The following is a 26374-nucleotide window of genomic DNA, read 5'->3' on the forward strand; positions in this document are numbered from 1 at the left end:
GAGGGTAAGGGTTTTCACGGTGGGGTGGAGCGGGACGAAAGAGGGCGCGCAGACTCGGCAGAAAGCTGCCGATCGCCGGATGCTCAGCACCGCCAACCCTTCGCGCTATCATCTCTATCTTCGAGATGAAAACGACACAGCGGGACATGGCAAGAGAAAACACGACAGGAGCGGGACGCCGGACTGCCGGGCCGCAGGACGCGCGCACATCGGCCGACGAGGACAGCGCACGCAGCGCGGACATCGCGGATTCCGCCGATGAAGAACCGGGCGGCGGCTCGACGTATCTCGTTCCCGGGCTCGAGCGCGGCTTGCGCATTCTTGCGGAGTTTTCGGCGCGCGAACCTGTACTCGGCGCGCCCGAACTGTCGAAGCGCATCGGCATTCCACGCACGACCACTTTCCGTCTGCTGCAAACCCTCGAAGCACTCGGCTTTCTCGAACGCGCGAACGGCGACCGGCACTTTCGGCTCGGCGTCGCCGTGCTGCGGCTCGGCTTCGAGTATCTGAGTTCGCTGGAACTGACCGACTTCGGCACGCCGATCCTCGAACGTTTGCGCGATCAGACTGGCCTGAGCACGCATCTGCTGATACGCGACGAGCGCGATGTCGTGTTCGTCGCCAAGGCGCAAACGCACGACCCCATGTTCAGTTCGGTGAAAGTGCATGTCGGCACGCGGCTGCCCGCGCATGCGACCGTGCATGGCCAGGTGCTGATGGGCGATCTCTCGCTGATGCAACTGCGCCAGCTTTACCCCGAGCCGCAACTCGAACGTTTCACCGACCGCACGCCCGCGACCGTCGACGAACTGTATGAACGCATCCGCGAAACGGCCGTGCAGGGTTATGCCCTCAGCGAGGCATCGTTCGAGCGCGGTATTTCAGTAGTGAGCGCGCCCGTGCGGGATCAAACGGGCAAGATCGTCGCGGCGATGACGGCGACGGTGCCGCGTTCCGATATCGGCGACGACGAGCGCGGCTCGCTCGTCGCCAAGGTGTGCGGCGCGGCGCTGGATCTGTCGGCGCGTCTGAATTACCGGCCGTCGGCGGACGATCCGACTTTCATGCAATCGCGCGCCTGAACGCGTCGCAGAACCTGCGCATCAAACGAAAACAGGCGGCCTTCGGGCCGCCTGTTTTGTTTCATCCGTGCGTGAATCTCGGGTGATCGCTCAGAACGAGTGGTGAATGCCCGTCAGCACGATTGCCTGATTGCGCCCGCTCGATACACCCGCCGTGAAGAACGCGGCCTTCGCATTCTCGTTCGCGTGTTCGTAGAGCACGTTCACGTAGACCTGCGTGCTTTTCGACAGCGCATAGATGTCGCCGAGTTCGAACTGCGTCCAGCGACGGCCCGCAAGCGTCGTCGTCGCGGCGCCGCCCGCGAGCGTATTGGCCGGCGTGAACTGGTAGTTCGCACCCGCGTCCCAGCTTTGATACGTGTCCGAGAATCCGTTCGACTGGAGCTTCACTCGCGTGTACAGACCGTGCACGAGCAGCTTGCCGAACTGGTACGACAGACCCGCGCCCATGTTCTCGACCTTGTCCGCCGAATAGGTTGCAGCGGGAATGTTCTGGAACGTGTTGATGCCCGTCGTGACGATCGAAGGCGTGCGGTTGTGTTCGTTCGAGTACACGGCAGCTGCCTTGAACGGACCGTTCGCGTAGTTCACGCCGAAGCTAAGCGTCTTGCCCGTCGAGAAGTTCGTCGTGTTGCCGAGGCCCATCATCGCGCCGACGGTAAAGCCTGCATACGTGGCCGACTTGAACTTCACCGAGTTGTCGAACGGCACGACGCCCGTGTCCGCCAGTTCGTCGATGTTGCCCGGGTGGAACGCAAACCAGCTCGCCGCCAGATAACCGGTGCTGAGCGGTCCGAGCATGTCGAAATTGAACGGTGTCTGATGGCCTAGCGTGATCTGCCCGAACTGATCGGAGCTGATGCCGACGTACGCCTGCCGGTTGAACAGCGTGCCCGCCTTCGCGAAGTTGCCCGTGTTCGTATAGAAGCCGTTCTCCAGCTGGAAGATCGCGTGCAGACCGCCGCCCAGATCTTCCACGCCGCGCAGGCCCCAGCGGTCAGGCTGCATGTTGCCCTGTTCTTCCATCCACTTCGTATGGCCGCCGACGTTGCTCACGTACGCAATGCCGGCATCCAGACTGCCGTACAGCGTGACGCTGCTTTGCGCCCATGCCGTCGATGTCACCACAAGTCCTGCCACGCCGGCAGCGATGATGCGTTTCACCCTTGGTACTCCTGATCGTGTGGTCGATTGCCGGGCACACCCGTCGCTCGTCCTTTTGCCTGTCATCTCTTCTGGATGGCCTTCTCGTCGCCTGCCTCGAGGCTATCCGCTCTATGTTCCACCTATGGGAATGTGTATCGCCTATGGAAAGTATAGAGAGTCAATTGAGCGAACAAAAAAGTTTTTGCGACGGTGGAAACCCTCATTTATCAGACGGCATTCGGTGCCGTACGCGCGCGCACTTTATGCGCAGCAACCCCTTGTTTTGGCCCGCTTTACGGGGTGCTGGCGTTGCAGAAATGCATCTGTCGGTGTTTTCCCTGGAGGCGCAGAATTTTTATTTTGTCCGTCCAAACAGGCTCCTATAATGACCATACATAAACTGACGTTCCGTAGATGGAACAACAGACGGTCAGGACAGGTCGGTAGGAGAAGGTGAGAAATGAGTGAACAGTGGCTTTGCGCCGGACACGCCGGTGCGCTTTCGGAAGACTCGCCCGTCGAGTTCAAGCTTGGCGACGGCAAAGAGATCGGCATCTACAAGGTGGGCGATGAGCTCTACGCCCTCGAGAACGTCTGCCCGCATGCGTATGCGCTGCTGACGCAAGGCTTTATCGACGGCGACACCGTCGAATGTCCGCTGCACGAAGCCGTTTTCCATATCCCGACCGGCAAGTGTCTGAAAGAGCCGGGCGGCCGCGACCTGAAGACGTACTCCGTGCGCCTCGCGGGTGAAGAAATCCAGATCAAGGTGGAATGACATGAAAGAAGCTGTCGTGAACTTCAATCCCTTTCTGAAGCCGTGGCTCGCGCCGCAGCCGAACAACGTCGCGGGCAAGGGTGTGATCGAAAAGCCGGGCGAAACCGGAAACATGATCTGGCAGACGCGCAAGGCGGAGCCGACGCAGTACGAGAACGACTTCGGCGATGCGCTGGAGGAGGTGTTCGAAGCAGGTGCAGCCGAACTGCACGAAGTGGTGGCCGGGCTGAATCGCGTTGGCTTCCGTACGCCGGAAGGCGCGCAGTGGAGCGAGGAGCGTCTCGCCGCGGAACTGCGACTGCTCGCGGAATAAGCGCCGCGCGAACCCACGACCCAAGCGAACACGGAGTTTCCTCATGACGTCCCTCAATACAACGAGCCCCCCAGCCGATCCCGTTCAGGCTTATCTCGACCGCGGCATCAAGAACTACTGGTATCCCGTCGCGCCCAGCTGGCAAGTCAGCAATGCGCCGATCGGCCTGACGCGCCTGAGCGAACAGATCGTGCTGTGGCGCGATCAGGAAGGCAAAGTCCACGCGCTCGAAGACCGCTGCCCGCACCGCGGCGCGCGCCTGTCGCTCGGCTGGAATCTCGGCAATCGCGTTGCGTGCTGGTATCACGGCATCGAAGTCGATGGCTCGGGCACCGTGCAAAGCGTGCCGGCCGTATCGGCGTGTCCGCTTGAAGGACAGAAGTGCGTGAAGTCGTATCCCGTCGAAGAACATGCGGGCGCAATCTTCCTGTGGTTCGGCGACGATGCGCACAAAGAGCCGACGCCGCTCGCGCTGCCCGACGAACTCGTCGCGCCCGAGTACTCGCAGTTCCTGTGCGTGTCGAACTGGAAGTGCAACTATCAGTACGCAATCGACAACGTGATGGACCCGATGCACGGCGCGTATCTGCACGCAACCTCGCATTCGATGGCAGAAGGCGACAAGCAGGCCGACATGCGCGTGCGCAAAACCGAGACTGGCCTCATGTTCGAAAAGGTCGGCCAGCGCGACGTGAATTTCGACTGGGTCGAACTCGGCGAAACGGGTTGCCTGTGGATGCGTCTCGCGATCCCGTACAAGAAGAAGTTCGGTCCGGGCGGCAACTTCGGCATCATCGGCTTCGCGGTTCCCGTCGATAACGACAACTGCCAGGTCTATTTCTGGCGTACGCGCAAGGTGAGCGGCTGGCAGCGCGACGCATGGCGCTTCCTGTATCGCAACCGTCTCGAAGGTTTGCACTGGGCGGTGCTCGAGCAAGACCGCTATGTGCTCGAAAGCCTCGCGCCGAATGCACGCCAACACGAATTCCTCTATCAGCACGACGTCGGCATGACGCGCGTGCGCCGCATGTTGCGCCAACGCGGGCAACAGCATTTCGCCGATCTCGACGCATTCAAGGCGAAGCAGACGGAAGCAGGCGCGCAAGCGTCGACGGGGCACGCTCATGCCTGAGGTCACGGTCTCCGGCCTGAGCGGGCGGCGAGTCGTCGTGACGGGCGGCGCGCGCGGACTCGGCGCAGCGTTTATCGAAGCACTCGCCAAAGCGCAGGCGCAAGTCGTATTCGGCGATGTGCTCGAAGACGAAGGCCGTGCGCTTGCTGAGAAGCTCGGCGCGAATGTTCATTTCATTGCCCTCGATCTCGCGAACCCCGACAGCATCGACGCGTTCGTCGCGCAAGCCGCGCAAAAGATGGGCGGTATCGATGCGCTGATCAACAACGCTGCGATCACGAACTCGGGCGGACGCTATGCGGAAGAACTCACGACGCAAACGTGGGACGCCGTGATGAACGTCAACGTGCGCGGCACCTGGTTGATGTGTACGGCAGCGCTGCCGCATCTGCGCGATTCGAAGCGCGGCGCGATCGTCAACATCGCCTCCGATACGGCGATGTGGGGCGCACCGAAGCTGCTCGCGTACGTGGCGAGCAAGGGCGCCGTGATTTCGATGACGCGCTCGCTCGCACGCGAATTCGGCGCGCACGGCATCACGGTGAACGCGATTGCGCCCGGCCTCACGGAAGTCGAAGCCACCGCGTACGTACCCGCCGAACGCCACGAGTACTACCTGAAAGGCCGCGCATTGGCGCGCGCGCAAGTGCCCGACGACGTGACGGGCCCCGTGCTGTTCCTGCTGACGGATGCCGCCCGCTTCGTGACGGGACAGTTGCTGCCCGTCAACGGCGGCTTCGCGATGAATTGACCTTGCTGCAACCAGCAAACCACATGGAGAAAACAATGGCCGACGCCGATCTCGAACGCAAATCGTGGGATCAACCCGCCGAAGCAAGTTTCGATCAATGGATGGACTCGCGTGTCGCGCGCTTCGAAACGCGCCGCTACGACTGGGACGCGCTGAAGTTCCAGGCCGACTACGACCCGAAGTATCGACGCGCGCAGATGCGCTATGTCGGCACGGGCGGCACGGGCGTCGCGAAGGACATGAACACCGTGCCCGCAGGCGGCTTCACGTTCTCGACGATGGTGATTCCCGCCGGCAACATCGGCCCGAGCCACATCCATACCGACGTCGAAGAAATCTTCTTCGTGCTGCGCGGCAAGATGAAAGTGATCTGCGAACGCGACGGCGAAACATGGGAGGCCGTGCTTGGCGAACGCGATCTGATCTCGGTGCCGCCGGGCGTGTATCGCACGGAAATCAACATCGGTGAAGAAGACGCGCTGATGTGCGTGATGCTCGGTTCGTCGAAGCCGATTACGCCGACGTATCCGCCCGATTCGCCGCTCGCGAAGATCAAGCGCGATCTCGCGAAGTAATACTCAACGCCGCCTTTGCAAAGCCGGCACGCACGAACTCACTCACGAACTCACTCACGAAGTCACGCACATGTCCGCTTCACTGTCCGTCACCGAAGATCGCAACGTCACGCTGGAGATGCGCCTGTCGCAATTCCCGGCGAAGCGGATCGCGATTGCGCCGCAACGCGTGATCGGTTTTCGCGAAGCGGGTCAGGCGCACGCTGACGAAGCGTTGCCTTTGGTTCTGCTGCACGGCATCGGATCGGGCGCGGCTTCGTGGGTGCAACAACTTGAAGCGCTCGGCACGACGCGGCGCGTCTTTGCATGGGACGCGCCTGGCTATGGCGAATCGACCTGCGTCGCCTCGCCGTCGCCGCAAGCCAGTGAGTACGCGAATGCGCTGCACGAGTGGCTCGACGTGCTTGGCATCGAACGTTGTGTGCTGGTCGGGCATTCGCTCGGCGCGATCGTCGCCGGTTCGTTTGCGGCATCGCATGCGCAACGCGTTGCGGGTCTTTTGTTGTTGTCGCCTGCTGCTGGCTACGGCGCAGCGCCTGAAGAAGTGCGCGCGTCGAAACGCGACAGCCGCCTGGCCATGCTGGCCGAACTCGGCCCTCGAGGACTCGCCGATCAACGCAGCGCGAACATGTTGTCGCCGCATGCCGATGCCGCATCGCGCGACTGGGTGCGCTGGAACATGTCGCGCATCGTGCCGCACGGTTACGCGCAAGCGACGCATCTGCTCGCCAACGCGGATCTCGCAAGCGACGTCGCGAAGTTCGAACGCCGGATTGCTGTCGCGGTCGGCGCGGAAGACACGATCACGCCGCCTTCGTCGTGTGAACGCATTGCGCTGGCGGCGCGCACGCGCTTGCAGATCATCCCGCGCGCGGGTCACGCGGGTTACATCGAGGCGAGCACCGAATACACCGCGCTCATCGACGCCTTCTGCCGCACGAGCGACGGCCAATGGAGTAAAGCATGACCCCCGAAATGACGGGCACTGCACCTGAAGCAGAAGAGGACCGCAACGACGTGAGTTATCGCGTACCCGGCCTCGAACGCGGCCTGCGCATTCTGACGGAATTTTCGCCGCGCGAGCCGGTGCTCGGTGCGCCCGAACTGTCGAAGCGCCTCGGCATTCCGCGCACGACGGTGTTCCGTCTGCTGCAGACGCTCGAATCGCTCGGCTTTCTGGAGCGCGCGGATCGCGACCGCAACTATCGTCTGGGCGTCGCCGTGCTGCGGCTCGGCTTCGAATATCTGAGCTCGCTCGAACTCACCGATCTCGGCCTGCCGCTGATCGAAGCACTGCGCGACGCGACGGGTTTGACGACGCATATCGTGATCCGCGACGGGCGCGACGTCGTGTTCGTCGCGAAGGCGCAAAGCCATGCACCTGTGTTCAGTTCGGTGAAGGTGAATGTCGGCACGCGTTTGCCGGCGCATGCGACGACGCACGGCCATGTGCTGATGGGCGATCTGTCGCTCGACGAACTGCGCGCGCTGTATCCGGAGACGACGCTGGAGCGCTTCACGAAGCACACGCCCGCGACCGTCGACGAACTGTATGAGCGCGTGAAGGACGACGCCGTGCGCGGCTTCGCGATCAGCGAATCGTCCTTCGAAAACGGCATTTCCGTGATTTCCGCGCCCGTGCGCAACGACACGGGCCGCATCGCCGCCGTCATCACGACGACGATTCCGCGCGGACACATCGACGCATCGTTGCTCGACGGCGGCCTGGTCGACAAGGTGTGCGGCGCGGCCGAGCAACTGTCGCTGCGGCTCAATTACCGGCCGTCGGCGGAAAGCAGATACATGAAGGCATTGGGGCTCTGATGATCCAGATCGATTTGACAGGACAGGTTGCAGTGGTGACGGGCGGCTCGTCCGGCATCGGACTCGCGACGGCCGAACTTTTCTTGCGCGCGGGCGCATCGGTGGCGATCTGCGGACGCGATACCGATCGTCTCGCGAGCGCCGAAGCGTCGCTGCGCAAGCAGTTTCCGCAAGCGCAATTGCTCGCCGCGCGCTGCAACGTGCTCGATGCGGAAGAGGTCGCGTCATTTGCCAACGAAGTCAAAGCACGTTTCGGCCGTGCGGACATGCTCGTGAACAACGCAGGCCAGGGCCGCGTTTCGACGTTCGCCGATACGACCGACGAAGCCTGGCGCGAAGAACTGGACCTCAAGTATTTCAGCGTGATCCGCCCGACGCGCGCGTTCCTGCCGATGCTCGCGCAAGCCGCGCAGCAAGGCAACGGCTCGATCGTCTGCGTGAATTCGCTGCTGGCATTGCAGCCCGAACCGCATATGGTCGCGACTTCGTCCGCGCGTGCGGGCGTGCAGAACCTGATCAAGTCGCTTGCCGTCGAACTCGCGCCGCAACGCATTCGCGTGAACTCGATTCTGATCGGCATCGTCGAGTCGGGCCAATGGCGCCGCCGCTACCAGACGCAGGCGCAGCCGGGTCAAAGCTGGGAAGACTGGACCAGCGAACTCGCCCGCACGAAGCACATTCCCCTCGGCCGCTTCGGCCGCCCCGAAGAGGCCGCGCAAGCGCTCTTTTATCTCGCTACACCCCTGTCGTCGTACACGACGGGAAGCCATATCGATGTCTCCGGAGGCGTTGCACGTCATGTCTAACAAAACCACCGTCGGCGAACTGATCGCCGCTTTCCTCGAACAGTGCGGCGTCAAGACTGCATTCGGCGTGATCTCGATTCACAACATGCCGATCCTCGACGCGATCAACACGCGCGGCAACATCCGCTATGTCGGCGCGCGCGGCGAAGCAGGCGCGCTGAATATGGCCGATGGTCTCGCGCGCGTGTCGGGCGGACTGGGCGTCGCGTTCACGAGCACGGGCACGGCTGCGGGCAACGCAGCGGGCGCGATGGTCGAAGCGCTGACAGCAGGCACGGCGCTCGTGCACATCACCGGCCAGATCGAATCGACGTATCTGGATCAGGATCTCGCGTACATCCACGAAGCGCCGGATCAGCTGGCGATGCTCTCGTCGATCTCGAAGGCTGCGTATCGCGTGCGTTCCGTCGAGACCGCACTCGCCACGGTGCGCGAAGCCGTGCGCGTCGCGCAGACCGCGCCGAGCGGTCCCGTCAGCGTCGAAATTCCGATCGACATTCAGGCTGCAGAAGTGGAGTGGCCTGCCGACATGAGCGCGCCGCACATCAGCACGCTCACGCACGATACGAAGCGCGTCGAACAGCTTGCCGACGAACTCGCGAAAGCGAAGCGTCCGTTGCTGTGGCTCGGCGGCGGCACGCGTCATGCACGCGCGCAGGTCGAGCGTCTGGTGAAGCTCGGCTTCGGCGTCGTGACGAGCGTGCAAGGGCGCGGCGTGCTGCCTGAAGATCATCCCGCGACGCTCGGCGCATTCAACGTGCAGCCGACCGTCGAGAAGTTCTACAAGACTTGCGATGCGCTGCTCGTGGTCGGCTCGCGTTTGCGCGGCAATGAGACGCTCAAGTACAAGCTCGCATTGCCGCAGCCGCTGTTCCGCGTCGACGCCGACGCGCTTGCCGACAACCGCGGCTATCGCAACGACCTCTTCGTTCATGGCGATGCCGCTGCCGTGTTCGATCAGCTCGCGACGCTGCTCGAGGGCCGCCTCAAGGTCGACCCGGCATTCGCAGGCGATCTCGCCGCGACGCGCGAAGTCGCCGTCGCTGAAACAGGCAAGGGCCTGGGGCCGTACAAGCGTCTCGTCGACGTGCTGCAACATGCGGTCGGCCGCGACTACAACTGGGTGCGCGACGTGACGATCTCGAACAGCACGTGGGGCAACCGCATGCTGAAGATCTTCCAGCCGCGCGCGGGCGTGCATGCGCTCGGCGGCGGCATCGGCCAGGGCATCCAGATGGCGATCGGCGCGGCGCTCGCGGATGCGGCGGCGAAGACGGTGTGTCTCGTCGGCGATGGCGGCTTGATGGTCAACGTCGGCGAACTGGTGACGGCCGTGCAGGAAAACGCGAACGTGATGATCGTGCTGATGAACGATCAATGCTACGGCGTGATCCGCAACATTCAGGACGCGCACTACGGCGGCCGCCGCTGCTACGTGCAACTGCATCAACCCGATTTCGCGCAGTTCTGCGCGAGCTTCGGCCTCACGCACTATCGGATCTCGTCGCTCGATCAGGCCGATGAAATCGTACGCGAAGGCATGTCGAAGGCGGGTCCGGTGATGGTCGAAGTGGACATGCTGTCGGTGGGCCAGTTCGCTACGGCATTTGCCGGCCCGCCCGTGCGCAAGCAGGAGCCGGAACATGCCTAACGCAGCGTACGCCGCGAACGGAGCAGCCATGAATCACACGCCCATCGACATCGCGATGATCGGCTTCGGCGCAATCGGTCAGACCGTGTATCGCGCGGTCGCCGCCGATCCGCAAGTGCACGTGTCGCATGTGATCGTGCCCGAGCATCAGGCCGATGCCGTGCGCGAGCAGGTCGGTCCGAATGTGGATGTGGTGTGGTCGGTCGATGCGCTGAAGTCGCGTCCGCAGTTCGCGCTCGAATGCGCGGGGCATGGCGCGCTCGTGAGCCACGTCGTGCCGCTGCTGAAGGCGGGCACGGATTGCGCGGTGGCGTCGATCGGCGCGCTGTCGGATCTCTCGCTGCTCGACGCACTGAACGCAGCCGCCGACGAAGGCCACGCAACCGTGACGCTGTTGTCGGGAGCGATTGGCGGTATCGACGCGCTCGCTGCCGCGAAGCTCGGCGGTCTCGACGAAGTGCAATACATAGGCCGCAAACCGCCGACCGGATGGCTCAACTCGCCCGCCGAACAGGTCTGCGATCTGCACGCGCTGACGGAAGCTCGCGTGATTTTCGAAGGCAGCGCGCGCGAAGCGGCGCGTCTTTATCCGAAGAACGCGAACGTCGCGGCGACAGTTGCGCTCGCGGGTCTCGGTCTCGATCAGACGACGGTGCGCCTGATCGCCGATCCCGCTGTGACACGCAACGTGCATCGCATCGTCGCGCGCGGCGCATTCGGCGAGATGTCGCTCGAGATGAGCGGCAAGCCGCTGCCCGACAACCCGAAGACCTCTGCGTTGACCGCGTTCAGCGCGATCCGCGCGCTGCGCAATCGCGCGGCCCGCTGTGTGATCTGAAGTGACCTGAAGCGAAGGAAGTACGACATGCCTCATACCGACATCATTTCGTCTCTCGTGCCCAGCGCCGATATTTTCGTCGGCGGCGAATGGAAGCGCGGCCGCGGCGCGCTGTACGCGAGCGTCTATCCCGCCGATGGAACGGTGAACGCCGAGATCACGACGGCCGATGCCGACGACGCACGCGAAGCCGTCGAAGCCGCCGACGTCGCGTGGCGCAAGCCGAACTGGTCCGGTCTGAAGCCGCATCAGCGCGCGCTCATCCTGTACCGCATCGCCGATCTGATCATGGCGAAGCACGACGCGCTCGCGCAACTGCAACGCCGCGACAACGGCAAGCCGATAAGCGAAACGCGCGTGCTGGTGGCCAGCGCGGCGAACACGTTCCGCTATTTCGCCGCATGCCTCGAAACGCTCGATGAAGACGTCACGCCTTCGCGCGGCGACTATCTGACGATGAGCGTACACGAGCCGATTGGCGTGATCGCGGCGATCACGCCGTGGAATTCGCCGATTGCATCGGATGCGCAGAAGCTCGCGCCCGCGTTGGCGGCAGGCAATGCCGTCGTGCTGAAGCCCGCTGAAGTGACGCCGCTCGCATCGCTGGCGCTGGCTCGCATCTGCGAGGAAGCGGGCGTGCCGAAGGGCGTGTTGAGCGTGCTGCCCGGCAAGGGTTCGGTGATCGGCGACGTGCTCGTGCGTCATCCGCTGGTGAAGAAAGTGTCGTTCACCGGGGGCACGGAAGTGGGGCGCGGCATCGCACGCATCGCAGCGGACAAGTTGATGCCCGTGTCGCTCGAACTCGGCGGCAAGTCGCCGACGATGGTCTTCGAAGATGCCGATCTCGATCATGCCGTGAACGGCGTGCTGTACGGCATCTTCAGCTCGTCGGGCGAGGCGTGCATCGCCGGTTCGCGTCTGTTCGTGCAGCGCTCGATTTATCCCGAGTTCATGAAACGGCTGACGGAGAAGGCGCGCCAGTTGCGCGTCGGCGACCCCGCTAGCGACAGCACGCAGATGGGTCCGCTGATCACCGCGAAGCATCGCGAAAGCGTCGAGCGTTATGTGGCGCTCGGTCTCGAAGAAGGCGGACGTCTGCTGTGCGGCGGCGAGCGGCCTGTCGGCAACGGCCGCGAGCAAGGCTTCTTCTATCAGCCGACGATTCTCGAAGGCCTCACGAACAGCGCGCGCATCTGCCAGGAAGAAATCTTCGGACCTGTACTCGTCGCGATGCCGTTCGACGACGAAGCGTCGCTGATCGAGGAAGCGAACGACAGCGTGTTCGGCCTCGCCGCAGGCATCTGGACGCGCGACTACAAGCGCGCATGGCGCGTTGCGCGTGCGCTTGAAGCAGGCACGATCTGGATCAACACGTACAAGCTGTTCTCGATTTCGACGCCGTTTTCCGGCTGGAAGGAAAGCGGCATGGGCCGCGAAAAAGGCCGTGTCGGCATTCGTGAGTACATGCAGCAAAAGAGCCTCTACTGGGGCTTGAACGACGCCCCGCTCGCGTGGGCGAACTGAAAAGGCACGCAACATGAGCATTCTCGGCATTGAACAGATTACGTACGGTGTGACGGATCTGGAGACCTGTCGGCGCTTTTTCGCCGACTGGGGCATGAAGGAAACCGCGCACGACGAAACGCGTGCGCGCTTCGAAACGCTGAACGGCTGCACGGTGCTGGCTGTGCTGGCGAATGACGCATCGCTGCCGCCTGCCTTCGAAGAAGGTCCGACGCTGCGCGAAGTGACGTGGGGCGTGGCGGCTGTCGCCGATCTCGACAGGTATCGCGAGAGCCTGAAGGGCGCACAGGGCTATTACTCGAACGACGATGCCGTTGGCTGCATCGATCCGAACGGGATGGCGATCCGTATCGAAGTGACGCGCAAGCGCGCCGTCGACGTGCACGGTTCGCCGTCGAACGTGTGGGGCCAGACGCTGCGCGTCGATACGCCGAGTCCCGTCTATGAACGCGCCGAACCCGTCGAAGTGGGCCACGTCGTGTTTTTCACGAACGTTCTGGCGGAGCAGGAGAAGTTCTATCACGAGCGGCTCGGCTTCGAGACGTCCGACCGTTATCCGGGCCGCGGTGCGTTCATGCGCTGCGCGCCGCACGGCGGCCATCACGATCTCTTCCTGTTGCAGCTGCCGACGGGCAAACGCGGGTTGAATCACGTCGCGTTCACCGTGCGCGACATTCACGAAGTGTTCGGCGGCGGCATGCATATCAATCGCTGTGGCTGGGAAACGCAGCTCGGACCGGGACGTCATCCAGTTTCGTCGGCGTACTTCTGGTACTTCCAGAATCCGGCGGGCGGTTTGATCGAGTACTACGCGGACGAAGACCAGCTGACGCCCGAGTGGCAGCCGCGCGATTTCGAACCGGGTCCGACCGTGTTTGCCGAATGGGCAATCGATGGCGGTATCGACGGCAACACGCGCCGTCAAACGAATGCGAAGGCGCCGGAAGGCAAGTTCATGACGGAGCGCAAACATGACTGACGCTTCTATCAACGCAAGCGCGAGCGCGACGGAGACGCCGCAAACCATCGTCGTGATCGGCGGCGGCCAGGCTGCGGGCTGGGTCGTGAAGACGCTGCGCAAGACGGGTTTCGAAGGCCGTCTGGTGATGATCGCGGATGAAATCCATCTGCCGTATGAGCGTCCTCCGCTATCGAAAGCGGTGCTGTCCGGCGATGCCGGCATCGACACCGTGCGCCTCTTCGCAACCGACGATTTCGCTTCGCTCGCAGTGGAAGCGTGGCAACCGGACGTTGCCGTGGAGATCGATCGCGAGCGACGCATCGTGCGCACGCAGTCGGGCCGCGAGGTGCAGTACGACCGGCTCGTGATCGCGACGGGCGGTGCCGCGCGCAAGCTGCCCGCATCGCTCGTGAAGACGGATCACATCGCGTATCTGCGCACGCTGGATGAAGCGTCGGCGCTCGGCGAGCGTCTGCGAAAAAGCCAACATGTGCTCGTGATCGGCGGCGGCTGGATCGGCCTCGAAGTCGCGGCGACGGCACGCAAGCTCGGTGTTGCGGCGACGGTGGTGGAAGGCGCGCCGCGTCTGTGCGCGCGTTCGGTGCCGCCGGCCGTGTCGGACTTCCTGCTCGAATTGCATCGCGCGAATGGCGTGGACGTGCGTCTGAACGCTGCGCTGACGTCGCTCGACACGCACCCTGACGACGCAGGCAAAGTGCGGGCAACGCTCGCCGATGGCACGACGCTCGACGCCGATTTCGCGGTCGCAGGCATCGGTCTCACGCCGCATACGTCGCTGGCGGAAGCAGCGGGTTTGCCCGTGAACGACGGCATCGTCGTCGACGAACACGGCGTGACGAGCGACCCGCGCATCTTCGCGTGCGGCGACGTGGCCAATCATCCGAGCGCGTGGCTGAAGCGCCGCGTGCGGCTCGAATCGTGGGCGAACGCACAGAACCAGGCGATCGTTGTCGCGAAGGCAGCGCTTGGCCAGTTCGAGCCGTATGCGGAAATTCCGTGGTTCTGGTCCGATCAGTACGACGTGAATCTGCAGATTCTCGGCGACATTCCCGCCGACGCGCAGCTTGTCGTGCGCGGCGACGTCAGCGCGCGCCGGGCGACGCTCTTTCATGTCGCGGACGGCGGCGTGCGCGGCGTGATCGCGATCAACACACCGCGCGACCTCAAGCTCGCGCGCAAATGGATGACTCAGGGACGCACAGTCGATGTTGCGGCTCTGGCCGACGCCGACAAGGCGCTTGCATAACCACAGTACGGGGCGGAGACGACGCATGAGTACTATCGACAACACGTTTGAGGCACAGAGCAGCGCCGGTGTCTCCGGTCCCGCGACGCGCGGATCGATCATTGCGCGGCTCGAACGATTGCCCGCGAACGCGATGCTGGTGCGCGCGCGGATTCTGATTGGACTCGCGACGTTCTTCGATGGCTTCGATGTCATCGCGATCGCCGCGACGCTGCCGATCCTGATCGGCAAATGGCATCTGACGCCGTGGGACATTGCGTTGCTGATCGGCGCAAGTTCGGTCGGACAGTTGATCGGCGCGTTTCTGTTTCCGTGGTACGCGGAGCGTCATGGCCGCGTGAAGGCGATTGCGCTGAGTTCGGGACTGATCGGCGTCACGAGCATTGCGTGCGGTTTTGCACCTACGTTTGCGGTGTTTTTCGTGCTGCGGATCGTGCAGGGCATCGGCCTCGGCGGCGAGTTGCCGGTGGCCGCGACGTACATCAACGAAATCTGCCGCGCGCATGGCCGTGGGCGTTTCGTGCTGCTGTACGAGATCGTGTTCCCGGTTGGATTGCTTGCATCGAATGCGCTCGGCGCGTGGATCGTGCCGCGTTTCGGCTGGGAAGCGATGTATTTCATCGGCGGCGTGCCGTTGATCCTGTTCTTCGTGCTGCGCAAGCTCGTGCCCGAATCGCCGCGCTGGCTCGCCGAACGTGGCCGCATGAACGAAGCCGCTGATGCCGTTCACGCTTTCGAGCGCACCGCGAAGGGCACGTTGCCGCCGATGGGCGATCCTGCGAGCTTCGAGTCAATGGCTGCGCGTCACCCGAAGCGCAAGATGAGCGATCTGTTCGGCAAGGCTTACTGGAAGCGCTCGGCGGCTGTCGCGATGCTGTGGATGACGTGTGGCGTGATCCAGTACGGTCTGTCGACGTGGCTGCCGACGATTTATCGCACGGTGTATCACGCGCCGTTGCAACTGGCGCTGAATCTGGCCGTCGCAGCATCGGTGCTCGGCGTGCTCGGTTCGCTGCTGTGCGCGATGCTTGTCGACAAGGTGGGCCGCAAGCCGATCATCAACTGGTCGTTCATGTTGTGCGCGTTGTCGCTGGCGCTGGCGGGCGTGTTCCATAACGCGTCCGTGTACGTGGTTGCGACGTGCTGTGCGTTTGCACTTGGCTGGCTCGCGTGCGGCTTCATCACGGCCTATGTGTACACGCCGGAGCTGTATCCGACGAGTATCCGGGCGTTTGGATGCGGTGTCGGCGGCGCATGGCTGAAGCTCGCGGCGATCTTCGCGCCGACGCTCGTGTCGAAGACGATGATGGGCGGCAATCTGGATGTGGCGTTCTATCTGCTGGCCGTCGTGCCGTTCCTCGCCGCGCTGGTGGTGCAGTTTCTTGGGATCGAGACGAAGGGGAAGGTGCTGGAGCAGCTGGAGGCTTGAGGCTCCATCTTCTGCCGGGTTGAAGGCTGGGCCACGATGCGCGTTGCTGCGCGTCGTGGCCCAGGTTGTTTTTAGGTGAGGGTTTTCGGGAGTGAGCGATGCGGTGCTTGATTTCGCACCGCAAGCGTTGTGGCCTATAGAGTTGAGCGTGAAAAAAACCCTTGTTGCAAGGTAGTTTCGTTACCGTGACGACGCCCGACAACTCGCTAATGCAAGTGTCGAATCCAGCTGCGTCGTCCAAAGGTGAGTCTTTTCGGGACTTCGCGTGCGGGTGAGGCTGCTATGTCTGCGGCAACTCCCTCACATCCGCCGTCGCCACCGCTCCAAACGTCTCGCTCAACACATAATCGACCAGCTTCGCCGCCGACTCTTCCGGCGTCGACAGCTTGCCGCTGCGCTTCAGCTCTTCGAATTTCTCGCGCATCGGAAACTTGCCCAGTTCCGTGCCGCGAATCTCAGCTTGCATATTCGTATCGACCACACCCGGCGCGACGCTGCAGATGCGCAGCGCGCGGTTCTGATCGAGCGCGACGGAGCGCGCGTGATGATCGAGCGCGGCCTTCGTCGCGCAGTAGATGCTCCAGCCCGAATACGGATGGCGCGCGGCACCGCTGGATATATGAACGATACGCCGGTCGCTCGCATCCGGGCTCGCGGCAGCGAATGCACTAGCCAGCATCAACGGCGCCGACACGTTCAGCGTCACGGCTTGCGCGATGGCTGCAACGTCTTGCCCCTCGACGGGACCGATCGGCTGCACCATCCCCGCATTGTTGAACAGCAACGCGGTTTGCGCGCCCTTGAGGAAGTTGCGCAACGTATCGCCTGCGATGAATTGCGTGAGACGTTCCGCGTCGGACAGATCGACTTCGACCTGATCGAAGCCCGCACGGCTGGCGAGTGTTGCATTGCGCGAGCGCGAAATACCCAGCACGGCGATGCCTTGCGCAAGTAACTGTTCTGCGAGCGCCGCGCCCAGGCCACGCGTATGACCCGTGACGATGGCGCGAACGGAAGTGGTAGCGTTCATGTCGATGTGCACAAAGTGCGAAGGACGTTGATCAGCCAATCATTTTGTCACGTACGGTCGACGCGTGCAGGCGCTTGCGCTCACGCGTGCCGGAAGCGCTCGCGATACTGGTTCGGCGTCGCGCCGATACGCTTCGAAAACACGATTCGCATGCGGTCGGCTGTGCCGAAGCCGCAATCGTAGGCAATCGCCTTGAGCGCCGCGCCGCTGCTTTCGAGCAGCTTGCGCGCCGCATCCATCCGCGCGCGCTCGACGAACTCATGCGGCGTCACGCCCGTCTCCTGCACGAAGATGCGTGCAAAATTGCGCGCGCTCATGCCCGCAACATCGGCGAGCTGCGCCACGGTGAAGTTCTGCCGGATGTTGTCCATCACATGCGTCTGCACCTTTGCAACCGGCGAGGTTTCATCGGCGGGCGCCGTCAGATAAGGGCTGAACTGCGACTGGCCGCCCTGGCGCTGCGAAAACACCACAAGGCGTTTGGCCACCTTCAATGCCGTTTGCGGACCGTGATCCTCGGTGACGAGCGCAAGCGCGAGATCGATGCCCGCCGTCACGCCTGCCGACGTCACGAGCCGCTCGTCGCGCAGATAGATACGGTCGAAATCGACGCGCGCTTTCGGGAACTGCGTCGCGAGTTGCTGCGCGTGCTGCCAGTGCGTCGTGACGTTGCGATCGTCGAGCAGGCCAGCGTGACCGAGCGCAAACGCCCCCGTGCAGATCGAGCCGTAGCGCTCGCATTGCGATGCGACATTCGCGAGCCAGGCCGTGAGGCGCGCGTCGGGAACGCTCTCCGGTAACGCCGGACCGCCTGCGATCAGCGCGAGATCAAACGGGCTGCGCTTGTCGTCGAAGGTTTCGTCGGGGACGAACTTGATGCCGTTCGATGCGCGCAACGGCGCATTGTCGGCGGCGAGCAATGTCACTTCATAACGGTCGTTGCCGTCGATGAACAGGTTCGCTTCCGCGAAAACATCGAGAGGACCGGCGACATCCAGCGCCTGGACGCCCGGAAAGATCGCGATGGCAACGCTCGGCATTCAATGACCTCGCAGACGACGTGTCAGGGAAAACGGCAGCAGACGACGTATGGTTGGCAGGTTCCGCCCGTGCGCGCAGGTTGAACGCGCAGACCGCACAACCAATACTGAAGCCATCGACACCCCGTATCGACAACCTCGCTCGCAGGAGGAACCCAGGATGGAACAGGATAGCAAATCTGCCTGTAAGGCCGATGCCAAGGTACACGACGCGCATTCCGCGCATCACGAGCGCCTGATGGACGAGGCGCTGATGGACACTTTCCCGGCCAGCGATCCCATTGCGCAGTTGTGTTTCGACTGATCGCGAGCGCTCGCGGCGCGCTCGCGGCACAATATGATGCTAGTCAATGCATCGATTGTCCGTCATGGTCCTGAAGAATCTGCTCCGCCGCCTCGACCTCACGACGCTGCAACTGTTCATCGCCGTCTATGAGGAAGGCACGCTGACGCGCGCCGCGGAACGCGAGGCCATCGCCGTGTCGGCGGCCAGCAAGCGGCTGCTCGAACTGGAACAGGCCGTCAACGCGACGCTCTTTCAGCGCAACGCGCGCGGCATGACGCTTACGCCCGCGGGCGAAACGCTGCTGCATCACGCGCGCCGCGTGATGCGCGGCATCGAGAACATCGGTATCGAACTCGCTGGCCATGCGAGCGGCGTGCGCGGCTATGTGCGGATGATGGCGAACCTGTCCGCGATCGTCGAATTCCTGCCGGAAGACTTGCGAGCTTTTCTCGCCGTCAACGATCTCGTGAAGATCGATCTCGAAGAGCGGCCGAGCGGCGGCGTGGTCGAAGCCGTCGCCGACAGTCTCGCCGATCTCGGCATCTGTTCGGGCGAAGCGGACGCGCGCGGTCTCGAAGTGACGCACTACCGGCACGACGCGCTGTGTGTCGTGATGCGCGACGATCATCCCCTCGCCGCGCGTGAAAGCGTGGCATTCGAAGAGACGCTCGACAGCGATCACGTCGGCCTGCATTCGGCCAGTTCGATCAACGCGCGCACGCACACGGCCGCGCGCCAGGCGGGCAAGCCGCTCAAGCTGCGCATCCACGTGCCCGGCTTCGATGCCGTCTGCCGGATGGTGCAGGCGGGCATGGGCGTCGGCGTGCTGCCCGTCAACGTCTATCGGATCATGGGGCGCCCTTTAGGCCTTGTTTCCGTTGCGCTCGAAGACGAATGGGCCGAGCGCGATCTCATCATCGTGACGCGCGATTCGGCGCGTCTTTCGCCCGTCGCGCGGCTGCTGTTCGATCATTTGCGCACCGTGGAAGCCTTGTCCGGCAAGGCTTAGCGGCGAGCGTTCGCGGATCGCGAACGGTCGTTGGCGAAATGCGGTTGGACGCTTTGGCGGCGTCGCTTCTAACCTTGTCTCCAACATGAATTCAGATTGGAGACAGCATCATGAGTGGTCCGTTGCAGGGTATTCGCGTCGTCGAAATCGGCACGCTGATCGCAGCGCCGTTCGCCGCGCGCCTGCTCGCCGAGTTCGGCGCCGAAGTCATCAAGATCGAAGCACCCGAAACGGGCGACCCGCTGCGCAAATGGCGCAAGCTGCATGAAGGCACCTCGCTCTGGTGGTATCTGCAATCGCGCAACAAGAAATCGATCTGCGTGAATCTCAAGTCGCAGGAAGGCGCGGACGTCGTCAAGCGTCTGGCCGCCGACGCCGACATCGTCATCGAAAATCTCCGCCCCGGCGCGCTCGAAAAGCTCGGCCTCGGGTGGGACGTGTTGCACGCCATCAACCCCAAACTCACGATGGTCCGCATTTCCGGCTACGGCCAGACGGGCCCGTATCGCGATCGTCCCGGCTTCGGTGCGATCGGCGAAGCGATGGGCGGCATCCGCTACACGACGGGCGATGTCGATGGCGCGCCCGCGCGCGTCGGCGTGAGCCTTGGCGATTCTCTCGCGTCGCTGCATGGCGTGATCGGCGCGTTGATGTCGGTGCTGCGCGTGAAGACGGGGCAGGGCGACGGGCAGATCGTCGACGTATCGCTTGTCGAGAGCGTGTTCAACCTGATGGAAAGCCTCGTGCCCGAATACGATCTGCTCGGCCACGTGCGCGAGCGCAGCGGCGGCGCGCTGCCGGGCATTGCGCCGTCGAACACGTATCGCACGGAAGACGGCGGCTTCGTCGTGATCGCGGGCAACAGCGATCCGATCTTCAAGCGGCTGATGCAGGTGATCGGCCGGCCCGATCTCGCCGACGATCCCGCGCTCGCGCGCAACGATGGCCGCGTCGCGCAGTCGGCGATGCTCGATGCCGCGATCACCGCATGGACTTCGCATCATTCGATCGACGAGGTGCTCGCCGCGCTCGAACGCGCCGAAGTGCCGTCGGGCCGCATCTACTCGGTCGCCGACATCGTCGCCGATCCGCACTATCAGGCGCGCGAGATGTTGCTGAACGCCGATTTGCCGGGCGGTGCATCGGTGAAGATGCCGGGCATCGTGCCGAAGCTGTCGGAGACGCCGGGCGAAGTGCGCTGGCAAGGTCCGGCGCTCGGCGAGCATACGTCGAGCGTGCTGGCCGGTCTCGGCTACGAGCAAAGCGAAATCGAGCGGCTGCGCCGCGAAGGAGCCGTGCAATGAACTTTGAACAGGAACATTTCGACAGGCTGATCGTGCAGGAAGTCGCGCCGCGTGACGGCTTGCAGATCGAACCGGCATGGGTCGAAACGGCCGACAAGGTCGCGTTGATCGATCAGCTGTCGACGGCGGGCTTCGCGCGCATCGAGGCGGGCTCGTTCGTGTCGCCGAAAGCGATTCCCGCACTGCGCGATGGCGAAGCCGTGTTCACGCAGATCCAGCGTCGCGAAGGCGTGATCTTCGTCGCGCTCGTGCCGAACGTGAAGGGCGCGGAGCGCGCGTTGAATGCGCGCGCCGACGAGCTGAACCTCGTGATGTCGGCGAGCCAGACGCACAACCGCGCGAACATGCGCATGAGTTGCGAGTCGTCGCTCGATGCATTCGGCGATATCGTGCGGCTCGCGCGGCATTTCACCGCGTCGCTGAATGCGACGGTGGCGACAGCGTTCGGTTGTCCGTTCGAAGGCGAGATCGATGAAGACCGCGTGGTGTCGATCGTCGATACGTACCGCGAGATGGGCATCGATGGCATTACGCTCGCCGATACGACAGGCATGGCGAATCCGCGTCAGGTCGCGCGCCTGGTCGCGCGCGTGCTGCAACGCGTGCCCGCCGATGCACTCACGCTGCACTTCCACAACACGCGCGGCCTGGGTCTCGCGAACGTGCTGGCCGCTTATGAAGTGGGCGCGCGCCGCTTCGACGCGGCGCTGTGCGGACTGGGCGGCTGTCCTTTCGCGCCCGGGGCGTCGGGCAACATCTGCACGGAAGATCTCGTCAACATGTGCGACGAAATGGGCATTCCGACGGGCGTCGATCTGCAGAAGCTGATCGCGCTGTCGCGCACCTTGCCCGCGCTGCTGGGTCACGACGTGCCGGGCCAGTTGATGAAAGCCGGCCGCAATTGCGACGTGCATCCCGTGCCCGATTACGTACGCAGTATCTGAGCGCATTCCCTTCGACAACTACATCACATGACCAGCCGGCGAAATCGACTGGCAAAGGAGACACAACATGAGCACACCGGGCGCAGTCGCGGCGGACGGCCGCGATGACAAGCTATCGGCAACCGCCGACATCATCAAGAAGGTCGCGTGGCGGCTGATGCCGCTCATCATGATCTGCTACCTGTTCGCTTTCTTCGACCGCATCAACATCAGCTTCGCGAAGTTCCAGCTGCAAACCGACCTCGGCTTCTCGGATACGGCATATGGCCTCGGCGCGAGTCTCTTCGTGATCGGCTACGTGCTGTTCGAAGTGCCCAGCAATATGCTGCTGTACAAGGTTGGCGCGCGTAAGTGGATTGCGCGGATCATGATTTCGTGGGGTCTCGCGACGGCCGCGATGGTGTTCGTGCAGAACGAATGGCAGTTCTATGGCTTGCGCTTTCTGATCGGTGCAATGGAAGCGGGTTTTGCGCCAGGCGTGCTCTACTATCTGACGCTGTGGTTTCCGGCGAGCCATCGCGGGCGCATCACATCGCTGCTGTTTCTTGCCTCGGCGTTCTCAGGCCTTGTCGGCGCGCCGCTGTCGGGTCTCGTGCTCGGTCAGATGGACGGAGTGTTCGGCATTCGCGGCTGGCATTGGCTCTTCATGCTCGGCGGTCTGCCGTGCATCGTGCTCGGCATTCTCGTGCTCAAGGTGCTGAAGGATCGCATCGAAGACGCGGGCTGGCTGTCGGCTTCGGAGAAGACCTATCTGTCGAGCCAGATCGCTCAACAGGCGCAACCGACGACGCACGGTCATTCGCTGCTCGGCGCGATCCGCACGCCTGGCTTCCTGACGCTCGGTCTGATCTATTTCCTCATCCAGATCGCTTCGTATGGCCTCAACTTCTGGGCGCCGCATCTGATCCGCAGCGCGGGTACGCAAAACCCGACGATCATCGGTCTGCTGACGGCCGTGCCGTATATCTGCGGCGCGATCTGCATGGTCGTCGTGGGGCGTTTGTCGGATGCGACGGGTGAGCGCCGCAAGTTCGTGAGCGTGCTGCTCGTGATGGCCGCGATCGGCTTCTTCGCCGCGGGCTACTTCGACAAGCAGACGGTGATGCTCGTTGTGGCTCTGGCCGTGCTGGGCGCGGGCGTGATCGCGTCGATTCCCGCGTTCTGGGCATTGCCGCCGAAGCTCGTGTCGGGTGCGGGCGCTGCGGGCGGTATCGCGCTGATCAATACGCTGGGGCAGTTGGGAGGCATCGTGAGCCCGGTGATGGTGGGCCGCGTGCGCGACGTGACGGGCAGCACGACGCCTGCGTTGTATGTGATCGGCGGGTTGAGCCTGATTTGCGCGTTGATCATTCTCTACGGCTTGCCGCAGTCGTTGCGGCAGAAGGATCATACGGGGCGAGCCGGGGTGTGATGGGTTCGTGCTTTAACGGATGAAAAAAACGCACGGCATCGAGCCGTGCGTTTTTCATTTCAGGCGCATCCTGAGCTTTATTGCCGCCGCCTGCCTGGATGTTGCCGCAATAGAAGCAGCGCTATTGCCAGCACGGTTGCAACAGCGATGCAGTACGCAAAGAACAACGCGAATAGCCCAAAGGTCTCTATGTCTTCTGGGTCAAGCGGATCGGTCGCTCCGGCCAGGCGCATCCCGGCCTTGATTGTGGACTCGAGCCAAAGTGGCATCTCGAATGAAAGCGATGAAGTGAGTCGGCCGAGCCACCAACCGCCGACAACTGAAGCCGCTATAAACGAGAGCGCAAAAGTCAGACGCTGAATAGCTCGCTTCATCGAACTTCGACCGTGCCGTAAGCGCGCAGCCCGCTATTGGGAACTGGCGTATCTGGCCTGCGGGAGCGGAGATATCGTTGCAAGTTGTCGAAGTCGAAACGGCTGACCACGGTAATGCAGCCTTCGCTGAGACGCATTTGTCCTTCTGGATGGAGGCGGAATGCACCACGTCTGATGCCGTGAATCATGGTTGTGTCGCCGGTATTCGGGTTCCATAGAGCAAACCATTTCGTGCGATCGGTTGTACCCCAGCCGTATTCGGACCACAGATCGCGCGCCCAACCAAATGCTCCGCCCGATTGCCGGTCGACGATATAGTACGTCCCCGTCGGAAGCGGACCGACATTTTCGCTGGCCGTTGCTTCTGGGTTATCGCGTCCCCATGTCTTGCCTGAATAGGCTGTGACAGTCCCGAATCCGGAGCACCAAAGCTCCGACCTCTCCTTGCTGTTTAAAGTGAAAGTGCAGCGTACTGGCATCGTGAACCTCCCGGTCGGATCAAAGTCCACGCTACAAACACGCGCCAGGAAACCTGTATGCGCGCCGCTTGAGAACTGTCGTTGCGTGGATCTGGTTAAGTCCCGCCCTGATGATCGGCCGGAGTCGTCCGTGCGATGTCAAGATTTGTCATCGGCGCTCGAATCACGTCATTCATGACCGGATGAAAAAAACGCACGGCATCGAGCCGTGCGTTTTTCATTTCAGGCCTTGATTCAAGCCTTTAACTTCGCCGCCGCCGCATCCTCCCGCGACTGTATCTGCAACACCGCGTCGCGCTTGTCGAGCAGATGCTGACGCAAGATCGTGCTCAACCGCTTTCCATCGCGCGCTTCCAGCGCCTTGAGCATCTCATCGTGATCGTGAATCGCGCTGTCCCACTTCGGCATCTGAAAGTTCGAACGAAAACGCAGCGCCTGCAACCTGCGGTTCACCGCGATATACGTCTGCCGCAGCGCCGAGTTCCGCGCGGCTTCATTGATCTTGTCGTGAATCGCCTGGTTGCGGCTGTAGTACCCGGCCAGATCGTTCTGCGTGCGGCACGCGAGCATCGCGTAGTGCAGCGCCTTGATCTCGGTGAGTTCGGCGGCCGTCATGCGCTCTGCCGCGAGTTCGCCTGAAAATGCTTCAAGGCCGCTCATCAGTTCGAACGTCTCGCGCATCTCCGCTTCCGACATCTTCGACACCGACGCACCGCGATTCGGCTCGATCTCGATCAGCCCTTCCGCCGCGAGGACCTTGAGCGCCTCGCGCAACGGCGTACGCGAAATGCCCAGCGTCTCGCACAACTCGCGTTCGTTCAGTTTCTTGCCGGGCTCCAGCACGCCTTCGACGATGAAGCGCCGGATGTGTTCGACCACCGTGTCGTGCAAACGCTGGCGTTCGACCTTCGGCATCAGGGGAGGCGGTGTCAGACCCGCATCAATGTCCGAATTTTGCATACAAAAATCCTCCAGCACGATTTGTACCGATTTTAAAGCAAGCAATCTTGAGCGTATTGCGAGGGTAAACACCGCCTTGGGATTGTCATGAATCGTTTGTTATAGTTTTTTGCATGCAAAATTCAATCGAGGAGATCGACCGATGCTGAAGCTCGACTTTCATCCCGCAGGCCGCCACTTTTTGCAGATTCCGGGTCCGAGCCCGGTGCCCGACCGCATCTTGCGGGCGATGAGCTATCCGACCATCGACCATCGCGGCCCGGAGTTCGGCGCGCTGGGCCTGAAAGTGCTGGACGGCATCAAGAAGATCTTCAAGACGCAGCAGCCGGTTGTGATCTATCCCGCGTCGGGCACGGGCGCCTGGGAAGCCGCGCTGTCCAATACGCTGAGCCCGGGCGATCACGTCCTGATGTTCGAGACGGGTCACTTCGCGACGCTGTGGAAGAAGATGGCCGAGAACCTCGGCCTGAAACCGGAGTTCCTCGGTTTGCCCGGCATCGAAGGCTGGCGGCGCGGCGTGCAGCCGCAAATGATCGAAGCGCGCCTGCGCGAAGACACGCAGCACGCGATCAAGGCCGTCTGCGTCGTGCATAACGAAACCTCGACGGGCGTCACGTCCGACATCGCCGCCGTGCGTCGTGCGATCGACGCCGCGGGGCATCCGGCGCTGCTGCTCGTCGACACGATTTCGGGCCTTGCCTGCGCCGATTATCGTCACGATGAATGGGGCGTCGACGTCACGGTGTCCGGCTCGCAGAAGGGCTTGATGTTGCCACCCGGTATCAGCTTCAACGCCGTGTCGCCGAAGGCGATCGAAGCGGGCAAGCACGCGAAGCTGCCGCGCGCGTTCTGGGACTGGACCGAAATCATCGAAATGAACAAGAGCGGCTACTGGCCGTACACGCCGAACACGAATCTGCTGTACGGCCTGTCGGAAGCGCTCGACATGATTCTCGGCGAAGGTCTCGACAACGTGTTCGCGCGTCACGACCGCCTGGCCGAAGCGTGCCGGCGCGCAGTGCGCGCGTGGGGGCTCGCGATTCAATGCGACGATCCGTCGGTTTATAGCCCGGTGCTGACGGGCGTGATGATGCCTGATGGCATCGATGCCGATGCGGTGCGCAAGGTCATCTACGAACGCTTCGACATGTCGCTCGGCACGGGCCTTGGCAAGATGAAGGGACGCATGTTCCGCATCGGGCATCTCGGCGACTGCAACGATCTCACGCTGATGGCCACGCTTGCCGGCGTCGAAATGGGCCTGCAGATAGCGGGTGTTCCCGTTGCCGCAAGCGGCTTGCCCGCGGCGATGGAGTACCTGATGTCGCAACCGAACACACCGAAACTCAAAGCAGCTGCCTGAGCTGCCGATATCCAGACGACGAAGGAAGCGCAAACGGCGACACGTTGCTTCCTTCGTCGCTAACGCAGTGATCTTCGAAACACCCGCGCGCCCGGCC

27 protein-coding genes are annotated in these 26374 nt (G+C 62.9%); 21 read left to right on the forward strand and 6 right to left on the reverse strand.

Features of this window, described 5'->3' with window-relative positions:
* Positions 1–146: 146 nt before the first annotated feature.
* Complete coding sequence (locus FRZ40_RS23250; protein ID WP_147235719.1) at positions 147–1082, forward strand: IclR family transcriptional regulator; 936 nt, start codon at positions 147–149, stop codon at positions 1080–1082.
* Between the two features lie 90 nt (positions 1083–1172).
* Here the strand turns inward: FRZ40_RS23250 and FRZ40_RS23255 are convergent, their stop codons facing one another.
* On the reverse strand, positions 1173–2246 hold the full coding sequence (locus FRZ40_RS23255; protein ID WP_147235720.1) for a porin: 1074 nt from the start codon (positions 2244–2246) through the stop codon (positions 1173–1175).
* Positions 2247–2688: 442 nt separating this feature from the next.
* Here FRZ40_RS23255 and FRZ40_RS23260 point away from each other — a divergent pair, with 442 nt between their 5' ends.
* The 14 genes from FRZ40_RS23260 to FRZ40_RS23325 all read left to right on the forward strand — a co-directional run bounded on the left by FRZ40_RS23260 (position 2689) and on the right by FRZ40_RS23325 (position 16077).
* Positions 2689–3006 (forward strand): non-heme iron oxygenase ferredoxin subunit, encoded by a 318-nt coding sequence (locus FRZ40_RS23260; protein ID WP_147235721.1) that lies wholly within the window; start codon positions 2689–2691, stop codon positions 3004–3006.
* A 1-nt stretch (position 3007) separates the two neighbouring features.
* On the forward strand, positions 3008–3319 hold the full coding sequence (locus FRZ40_RS23265; protein WP_147235722.1) for a recombinase-like helix-turn-helix domain-containing protein: 312 nt from the start codon (positions 3008–3010) through the stop codon (positions 3317–3319).
* 43 nt (positions 3320–3362) lie between these two features.
* Positions 3363–4451, forward strand: a complete 1089-nt coding sequence (locus tag FRZ40_RS23270) for an aromatic ring-hydroxylating dioxygenase subunit alpha (RefSeq protein WP_147235723.1) — start codon at positions 3363–3365, stop codon at positions 4449–4451.
* Complete coding sequence (locus tag FRZ40_RS23275; protein ID WP_147235724.1) at positions 4444–5202, forward strand: SDR family oxidoreductase; 759 nt, start codon at positions 4444–4446, stop codon at positions 5200–5202. Before FRZ40_RS23270 ends, FRZ40_RS23275 begins: the two co-directional genes overlap by 8 nt.
* A gap of 35 nt (positions 5203–5237) precedes the next feature.
* A complete protein-coding gene (locus FRZ40_RS23280) occupies positions 5238–5777 on the forward strand; it encodes a cupin domain-containing protein (protein WP_028366883.1) in 540 nt (179 codons plus the stop codon).
* 70 nt (positions 5778–5847) lie between these two features.
* Complete coding sequence (locus FRZ40_RS23285) at positions 5848–6744, forward strand: alpha/beta fold hydrolase (RefSeq protein ID WP_147235725.1); 897 nt, start codon at positions 5848–5850, stop codon at positions 6742–6744.
* Positions 6741–7601 (forward strand): IclR family transcriptional regulator, encoded by an 861-nt coding sequence (locus FRZ40_RS23290; RefSeq protein WP_147235726.1) that lies wholly within the window; start codon positions 6741–6743, stop codon positions 7599–7601. The genes FRZ40_RS23285 and FRZ40_RS23290 overlap by 4 nt, the downstream gene beginning before the upstream one ends.
* A complete protein-coding gene (locus FRZ40_RS23295; RefSeq protein ID WP_147235727.1) occupies positions 7601–8407 on the forward strand; it encodes an SDR family oxidoreductase in 807 nt (268 codons plus the stop codon). The genes FRZ40_RS23290 and FRZ40_RS23295 overlap by 1 nt, the downstream gene beginning before the upstream one ends.
* Positions 8400–10058 (forward strand): thiamine pyrophosphate-binding protein, encoded by a 1659-nt coding sequence (locus FRZ40_RS23300; protein ID WP_147235728.1) that lies wholly within the window; start codon positions 8400–8402, stop codon positions 10056–10058. Before FRZ40_RS23295 ends, FRZ40_RS23300 begins: the two co-directional genes overlap by 8 nt.
* Positions 10059–10086: 28 nt before the next feature.
* Complete coding sequence (locus FRZ40_RS23305) at positions 10087–10896, forward strand: aspartate dehydrogenase (RefSeq protein ID WP_147235729.1); 810 nt, start codon at positions 10087–10089, stop codon at positions 10894–10896.
* A 27-nt stretch (positions 10897–10923) separates the two neighbouring features.
* Complete coding sequence (locus tag FRZ40_RS23310; RefSeq protein WP_147235730.1) at positions 10924–12420, forward strand: aldehyde dehydrogenase; 1497 nt, start codon at positions 10924–10926, stop codon at positions 12418–12420.
* A gap of 13 nt (positions 12421–12433) precedes the next feature.
* Complete coding sequence (locus FRZ40_RS23315; RefSeq protein WP_028366890.1) at positions 12434–13399, forward strand: VOC family protein; 966 nt, start codon at positions 12434–12436, stop codon at positions 13397–13399.
* Positions 13392–14648 (forward strand): NAD(P)/FAD-dependent oxidoreductase, encoded by a 1257-nt coding sequence (locus FRZ40_RS23320; RefSeq protein WP_147235731.1) that lies wholly within the window; start codon positions 13392–13394, stop codon positions 14646–14648. The genes FRZ40_RS23315 and FRZ40_RS23320 overlap by 8 nt, the downstream gene beginning before the upstream one ends.
* Before the next feature lie 25 nt (positions 14649–14673).
* Positions 14674–16077, forward strand: a complete 1404-nt coding sequence (locus FRZ40_RS23325; RefSeq protein WP_028366892.1) for an MFS transporter — start codon at positions 14674–14676, stop codon at positions 16075–16077.
* A 280-nt stretch (positions 16078–16357) separates the two neighbouring features.
* On the opposite strand, the gene FRZ40_RS23330 is transcribed toward FRZ40_RS23325, so the two are convergent.
* Positions 16358–17107 (reverse strand): SDR family oxidoreductase, encoded by a 750-nt coding sequence (locus FRZ40_RS23330; RefSeq protein WP_147235732.1) that lies wholly within the window; start codon positions 17105–17107, stop codon positions 16358–16360.
* Between the two features lie 80 nt (positions 17108–17187).
* The gene (locus FRZ40_RS23335; protein WP_147235733.1) at positions 17188–18147 is read right to left on the reverse strand and encodes a GlxA family transcriptional regulator; all 960 of its coding nucleotides are present in this window, start codon (positions 18145–18147) and stop codon (positions 17188–17190) included.
* A 160-nt stretch (positions 18148–18307) separates the two neighbouring features.
* Here FRZ40_RS23335 and FRZ40_RS44100 point away from each other — a divergent pair, with 160 nt between their 5' ends.
* The 5 genes from FRZ40_RS44100 (at position 18308) to FRZ40_RS23355 (ending at position 23101) form a co-directional block, all read left to right on the forward strand.
* Complete coding sequence (locus tag FRZ40_RS44100) at positions 18308–18451, forward strand: hypothetical protein (protein WP_155995540.1); 144 nt, start codon at positions 18308–18310, stop codon at positions 18449–18451.
* Between the two features lie 64 nt (positions 18452–18515).
* Positions 18516–19442: a LysR family transcriptional regulator gene (locus tag FRZ40_RS23340; RefSeq protein ID WP_028366895.1), complete on the forward strand. Its 927-nt coding sequence runs from the start codon at positions 18516–18518 to the stop codon at positions 19440–19442.
* Positions 19443–19552: 110 nt separating this feature from the next.
* Positions 19553–20746: a CaiB/BaiF CoA transferase family protein gene (locus FRZ40_RS23345; protein ID WP_147235734.1), complete on the forward strand. Its 1194-nt coding sequence runs from the start codon at positions 19553–19555 to the stop codon at positions 20744–20746.
* Positions 20743–21690 carry a hydroxymethylglutaryl-CoA lyase gene (locus FRZ40_RS23350; protein ID WP_147235735.1) on the forward strand — a complete coding sequence of 316 codons (948 nt, stop codon included), beginning with the start codon at positions 20743–20745 and terminating at the stop codon, positions 21688–21690. Before FRZ40_RS23345 ends, FRZ40_RS23350 begins: the two co-directional genes overlap by 4 nt.
* 67 nt (positions 21691–21757) lie before the next feature.
* The gene (locus FRZ40_RS23355) at positions 21758–23101 is read left to right on the forward strand and encodes an MFS transporter (protein ID WP_147235736.1); all 1344 of its coding nucleotides are present in this window, start codon (positions 21758–21760) and stop codon (positions 23099–23101) included.
* Between the two features lie 77 nt (positions 23102–23178).
* Here the strand turns inward: FRZ40_RS23355 and FRZ40_RS23360 are convergent, their stop codons facing one another.
* From FRZ40_RS23360 to FRZ40_RS23370, 3 genes are all read right to left on the reverse strand, one after another.
* The gene (locus tag FRZ40_RS23360) at positions 23179–23475 is read right to left on the reverse strand and encodes a hypothetical protein (RefSeq protein ID WP_035541989.1); all 297 of its coding nucleotides are present in this window, start codon (positions 23473–23475) and stop codon (positions 23179–23181) included.
* Positions 23472–23954, reverse strand: coding sequence for a DUF2778 domain-containing protein (locus FRZ40_RS23365; protein WP_147235737.1), 483 nt, complete (start codon positions 23952–23954; stop codon positions 23472–23474). Before FRZ40_RS23365 ends, FRZ40_RS23360 begins: the two co-directional genes overlap by 4 nt.
* Before the next feature lie 234 nt (positions 23955–24188).
* Positions 24189–24914, reverse strand: coding sequence for a GntR family transcriptional regulator (locus tag FRZ40_RS23370; RefSeq protein WP_147235738.1), 726 nt, complete (start codon positions 24912–24914; stop codon positions 24189–24191).
* 142 nt (positions 24915–25056) lie between these two features.
* On the opposite strand from FRZ40_RS23370, the gene FRZ40_RS23375 reads away from it, so the two are divergent.
* Positions 25057–26277 carry a pyridoxal-phosphate-dependent aminotransferase family protein gene (locus FRZ40_RS23375; RefSeq protein ID WP_028366901.1) on the forward strand — a complete coding sequence of 407 codons (1221 nt, stop codon included), beginning with the start codon at positions 25057–25059 and terminating at the stop codon, positions 26275–26277.
* Positions 26278–26374: the final 97 nt, after the last annotated feature.

Source organism: Paraburkholderia azotifigens (assembly GCF_007995085.1).
Taxonomy (GTDB): domain Bacteria; phylum Pseudomonadota; class Gammaproteobacteria; order Burkholderiales; family Burkholderiaceae; genus Paraburkholderia; species Paraburkholderia azotifigens.